The following is a 5,801-nucleotide window of genomic DNA, read 5'->3' as shown; positions in this document are numbered from 1 at the left end:
CATTGGCAAGGCGGGCGCGATCAATGCCGCACTCCTAGCCATCGCAATTCTCGCAAACTCCCGCCCTGAGCTACGCGCAAAGCTCCACGCCTTCCGCAAAACCCAGACCGAGAAAGTCCTCGCCATGGAGCTTCCGCTATGAGTCATTTAAACCCTGGAGCGACTATTGGGGTCTTGGGTAGCGGGCAGCTTGGGCGGATGATGGCGCAGGCGGCGACTCGCTTGGGCTACCGGGTGGCTTGCTTCTCTCCCGATGCCTCCCCGACTCCCTGTGCACAAGTGGGCGCACGTGAGGTCACGGGAAGCTACGACGATTTAGACGCCGTGGCGGCCTTTGCCAAGTCCGTGGATGTGGTGACCTTTGAGTTTGAGAATGTCAGTGCGGCGGCAGCGGAGATAGCGGCAAAGTACGCGCCCGTTCGGCCCGGCGGCGATGTTCTCCATATCACGCAGAACCGGCTCCGCGAGAAGAGCTTTCTGCAGAAGATCGGGGTGCCCACAACGACATTTAAAGCCGTGGAGTGCGCTACGGACTGCGAGGGATTTATCTACCCCGCGATTCTCAAGACGGCAGGCTTTGGCTACGATGGTAAGGGCCAGCGAAAAGTCGCAAGCGCCTCAGAAGCACAAGCGGCTTTTAGGGAGCTAGGAGAGCAGCCCTGTATCCTAGAGGCACTAGTAGACTTTGCCTACGAGGCCAGCATTGTTGGGGCGCGGGGCGTGGACGGGCGCTTCGTGGCCTATCCCTTGGTGCGCAACGACCACGCAAACCATATTTTAGACCTCACGATGGCTCCGCTGAACGATAGTGCCGATAATGGCGAGGCAAGTGCACTCGCCAAGGGGATTTTCGAGGCACTTGGGGTGGTAGGGGTGCTCTGTGTGGAGCTTTTTGTCGCCTCTGATGGACGCTTGCTAGTCAACGAGCTTGCTCCTCGTCCCCATAACTCGGGCCACTGGAGCATTGAGGGAGCCGCAACGAGCCAGTTCGAGCAGCAGGTTCGTGCGGTCTGTGGGCTGCCACTGGGCTCAACGGCGCTCCGGGCCCCCGGAGTGGCAATGGCAAACCTACTGGGAGATCTCTGGCCGGAGAGCGGCGAGCCCAATTGGTCGGCAGTGCTGGGCGTTCCTGGGGTGCACTTGCACCTTTATGGTAAGACCCAAGCAAGGCCAGGCCGGAAAATGGGCCATCTCACGGCGCTTGCTCAGACACCTGGGACCGCTGCAGAATGTGTCTTGAATACTCGTAGGTTGCTTACCCTGTAAGTATAGGGTTTTCTTTCTATGCATGTGGACGTTTCGGCGATACAATGCGAGAGTAACTTATTATAGAGAAAGTTCATCATGTCAGCAGAGGTAAAGAGCGTACCACGCGCAGAAAAGACGGGGTTAGGATTGGAACTAGGACGACGAATGAGCCCCACACCAAAAGAGCCACGGATTGTGATTCAGGGTGGTCAGCCCCTGAAAGGAAGTATCTACGTGGGGGGGTCGAAAAACGCGACGCTTGCCCTCATGGCAGGAGCGGTTCTAGCGAGCCAGGGACAGACCCAGCTGATTCGTGCCCCTCGGATTAGTGATATCGCGAATATGGCGATCATTTTGCGAGGTGTTGGCATTAGGGTTGCCTTTTCAGATGATCAGCAGAACATTCACATTGATGCCACGAACTTAATCTCGTTTGAGCCTGATGACCAGCTGGTTACTAAGATGCGTGGCTCGCTGCAGCTTCTTGGCCCCATCTTAGCCCGAATGAGGAAAGTTCGCCTTGCTCCTCCGGGGGGCTGCAATATTGGAGCACGTGCCTATGATCTGCACATTAAGGGGCTGATCGCACTCGGGGCGACCATTGATGAGAACCAAGGATATATCTTCGCCGAAGCGCCCGCAGGTGGCCTTCACGGCGCTCAGGTATATCTCGATAAACCCTCGGTAGGGGCCACCATGAACATTCTCATGGCGGCATCGCTGGCACGAGGGACAACAATTATCGAAAACGCAGCGCAGGAGCCCGATGTTGAAGATCTCGGAAACTTGATTGTTGCGATGGGCGGAAAAGTAACGGGCCATGGAACCGGGCTCATTACGGTTGAGGGGGTCACTGAGCTCCATGGGGTCAACTACCAGGTCTCACCGGATCGAATAGAGGGGGGAACCCTGGCAATGGCGGCAGCGATTACCCGAGGCGATCTCTTTCTTGAAGGAGCCAACGCCAGCCACATGCGCCCGATCCTGATGAAGCTGGCCGAGATGGGGATTGTTGTCGAGGAAGCACCCAATGGTGTGCGGATTAAGCATCCTGGAAAGCAGCTTAAGGCCACCGATGTTACCGCGATGCCACACCCTGGCTTTCCGACGGATCTGCAGCAGCCAATTGTAGCGCTCCTGAGCCTCGCCGAAGGTACCGCAATGGTCACAGACACGGTCTATGAAGGTCGTTTTCGCTACCTTGCGGAGCTGCTCAAGATGGGAGCTAAGGCACGCTGGGAAGGCCGCACAGCGGTTATCACCGGGGTGGATGGTCTCAGCGGTGCGGATGTGGAAGCCTCTGATCTCCGTGCAGGGGCGGCAATGGTGCTGGCGGGCTTGGCGGCGCAGGGAACGACGCGGGTTTTCTCTGTACACCATATTGACCGTGGCTACGAGCGGCTCACGCAGAAGCTTGCTGCGGTAGGCGCAAGTATCTGGCGTGAAGACGAGCTTGGTAATAAAGTGGAGGTTGTGTGAAGATTCGACTGACCCCAGACATAGGAATTGATCTCGGTACGGCCAATATCTTGGTGTACCAGCGTGGCAAAGGAATTGTGCTACGCGAGCCTTCGGTGGTGGCCATTGATAAGGCTACGCGAAAGGTGAAAGCCGTCGGGGAAGAGGCACGCCTCATGCTGGGGCGAACTCCTGGCAATATTATCGCGATCCGTCCGATGCAGGATGGGGTGATTGCCGACTACTCCACCACCCGCGAGATGCTGCGTGCACTCATCACAAAAGTCTGTGGTCGTCGTGGCCCGTTCAAGCCACGCGTGCTGGTGTGTGTCCCGGCAGGTGTGACCAGTGTCGAAAAGCGCGCCGTGCTTCAAGCCGCGGAAGAAGCGGGTGCTGGTGTCGCTGCTACCATTGAGGAGACCATGGCCGCCGCCATAGGCGCGGGCCTACCGATTGCGCTCCCAGGGGGCAATATGGTGGTCGATATTGGTGGTGGCACAACTGATATCGCTGTGATCTCCCTCGGTGGCATCGTTGTGAGCAAGAGCCTACGGGTCGGTGGCAACAAGATAGACGAAGTGATCATTCGTCATATTAAAAATAGCTATAATCTTATGATCGGCGATCGCACGGCCGAAGAGATTAAGGTTCGCATCGGGTCGGCGTTTCCTCTGGAGCAAGAGCTTCACATGGAAGTCAAGGGCCGCGACCTTGTCGCAGGGCTCCCGAAAACCGTGGATGTGTCTTCAGATGAGATCCGGGAAGCGCTCGCCGAGCCTATCTCCCAAGTGGTGGATCGCGTGAAAGCCGTGCTAGAGCATACTCCCCCTGAGCTCTCCTCCGATATTATCGAGCGGGGGATCATGCTCACCGGGGGCGGTGCGCTTCTCCGTGGCCTGGATCGCCTCCTCGCACTGGCGACCGGGATTCCCGTTCATGTCGCTGATGATCCTCTTTCCTGTGTGGCAATCGGAACGGGACGTGCGCTCGAGGAGTTTGATGCCATTCGCGACAGCCAGAATATCAGTGGGAGCTATGAATAAGTATGCAAGAACGAGAACACGGGCACGACGATGTCCGGCAGAGCAAAGGCGTTCCAGGCTACATGCCGGAGCGTGCCGTGACGCGCTACGAGCTCGCGGCGACGCTCTTTCAGCTTTTGACTCATGTCGAAGCCGCCTACGCTCAGCCGAAGCGTGTGATGCGCGAAGTGAAGCCTGGGCGTAAGGCTAACCTCACTCCGAACGTGAGTAAGGTCAAGCGCTACAGCGATGTTCCCGCTCTACACTGGGCCAGTGCGGGTATTGCGGGACTGGGTGCGCGGGGAATTGTGGCAGTGGTGAGCGGAAAATTCGAGGGGGAGAAGACCGTGTCGGGCGATGAGCTCGCACTGTGGCTGGAAGGGATGGCGGGCTGGGTCGAAGGTCGGCCTGCGAGTGCCAAGTCCCTCAAAGAGCTGGTGCGGGCGGGCTATCTCCCTCAAACCGACCCCTTGCTAAAGAAAACGACAAAGCCCGTGAGCGCCCAAGAAGTCATCACCATTGCAGCTGCAGTTCTGACCCGTGCCCAGGAAAAAATCACCACCGCCGCCGCCGACTCACGTTTCGGTAAGTGAGTGCGGGAGGGAACTCAAGGGAGGCTCAGTACTGATTTGAAAATTTTCGGTCGTGTGGTACGGTTGTTGGCGGTCTCGAGAGCATCAAGCTGAATAAACACGGGAGTTTGCGTTGTCTTTGGGGTATCAAATTCAAAGTGTAGGACATGGTCGCCAGGAACCAGCCCCGTAAAGCGATTGTCTACCCGCTCGACGTCTCCAAGCTTGACAATGGTCTGAAGATCGCCTGTCTGTCTACGAGCTTCGATATGGAATCGTACCCGAATGCGAATCTTCTCGTCGGTTCGTTTAGGCTCAACAGAGATTTTCCAGGTCTCATCAACCGTCGTGACCTCGGTTAGATAGATGGCACACGAAGCGACAGGTGCGCGTTTTGCCCGCCGTTGCCGAAAAGCATCTTGCATACGCCGCAGGGCGACCTCGGTAAATTTCTCACTGTTTGCATTTGTATGCACGGCAAATGCCACTCTCCAATCGGCAATAAGAGAGAGAGTTGATCGTGTGGTTCCCAGTGATCCGCCATGTCCATAGACAGTCTTCGGCCCCGTGGAAAAGCTACAGAGTGTCGTGCTACTACCAAGCGATGGTTCTGTAAGACGCGCCCAAGTCTCCGGTTTGAGAAGGGATCGTGAAGCATCCGTGGCATTGGTGGCGATTAGCCCAAAACGAACCAGATCTGAGATGGTGCAGTGGACACTGCCGCTTGGACGGACAAACTGGAATGCCACCGAGCGCGGCGATCTGGGAACGGGGACGTTGTTGTTAAGCTCATGTGGCCAGGGAACAGAGATATCCTCGGGGAGGCTCATCGGCCAGACACCCCAAGAACGTAGCCCCAGCCGCTCACGGTAGAAGCGTCCCCCGGCGGTTTCGTAGGGCTCACGTACAACACGCTCAGCCATCGTCGCAGCGAGAGTCATGCCATTGTTGCTATAAACGGACTTGCCTTTGGAGTTTTCTGGAGCGGGTGAGGAGAGAACCTCGCGGGCTTGATTCAAGCGTTCTTGCGGGTACTGATCGAGCCGCAAGTTACTGGGAAGCTGCTTGACATCGCGGATCACCCCAGCAGTATGGGTGAGGAGCTGTGCCAGGGTGATTTCGCGGTGCTCGGGAAGACAGATGGCACTCAACTCTGGGAGTATCTCTAGCACTCGGGTTTCGTAGGTGAGCATCCCTCGGTCAACAAGGCTTGCGATCCAGAACCCCGCCATCGGTTTGGAGATGGATGCGATTGTCAGCTTATCTTCCAAAGAAGCAGGGGCCGACTCACCGTATTTGTGGACACCCAGTACTGCTGTCTCTAGGCGGTCTTCATGGTTTATCGCCAGCCACACAGCAGGCAGGTGAAACTCCTCTTTGAGCTGTTTGGCCAGTGTCTCAAGCCAGCCTGTGGCTTCTGGTTGTCTTTCGATCATGGGCTTTCTCTTGGTTATTTATGTCCGGCCAATGCGCTGTACTTGCGGCGCTACTTCGTCAACTG

General features: G+C 57.0%; 5 protein-coding genes. 4 read left to right on the top strand and 1 reads right to left on the bottom strand.

What is annotated here, in order from left to right; translation table 11 throughout:
• Window positions 1-138: 138 nt before the first annotated feature.
• The 4 genes from AC1XOS_RS18855 to AC1XOS_RS18840 all read left to right on the top strand — a co-directional run bounded on the left by AC1XOS_RS18855 (window position 139) and on the right by AC1XOS_RS18840 (window position 4,321).
• Window positions 139-1,266 (top strand): 5-(carboxyamino)imidazole ribonucleotide synthase, encoded by a 1,128-nt coding sequence (locus AC1XOS_RS18855; RefSeq protein ID WP_481963765.1) that lies wholly within the window; start codon window positions 139-141, stop codon window positions 1,264-1,266.
• Window positions 1,267-1,413: 147 nt separating this feature from the next.
• Window positions 1,414-2,727: a UDP-N-acetylglucosamine 1-carboxyvinyltransferase gene (gene murA, locus AC1XOS_RS18850; RefSeq protein WP_481963764.1), complete on the top strand. Its 1,314-nt coding sequence runs from the start codon at window positions 1,414-1,416 to the stop codon at window positions 2,725-2,727.
• Entirely contained in the window at window positions 2,724-3,749 is a 1,026-nt protein-coding gene (gene mreB / locus AC1XOS_RS18845; RefSeq protein ID WP_481963763.1) for a rod shape-determining protein MreB, read from the top strand. Before murA ends, mreB begins: the two co-directional genes overlap by 4 nt.
• A gap of 2 nt (window positions 3,750-3,751) precedes the next feature.
• Entirely contained in the window at window positions 3,752-4,321 is a 570-nt protein-coding gene (locus AC1XOS_RS18840) for a hypothetical protein (RefSeq protein WP_481963762.1), read from the top strand.
• Between the two features lie 14 nt (window positions 4,322-4,335).
• Here the strand turns inward: AC1XOS_RS18840 and AC1XOS_RS18835 are convergent, their stop codons facing one another.
• Window positions 4,336-5,736, bottom strand: coding sequence for a serine hydrolase domain-containing protein (locus AC1XOS_RS18835; RefSeq protein ID WP_481963761.1), 1,401 nt, complete (start codon window positions 5,734-5,736; stop codon window positions 4,336-4,338).
• Window positions 5,737-5,801: the final 65 nt, after the last annotated feature.

Source organism: Armatimonas sp., from assembly GCF_964826245.1.
This window is presented reverse-complemented; position numbering and strand designations above follow the sequence as displayed.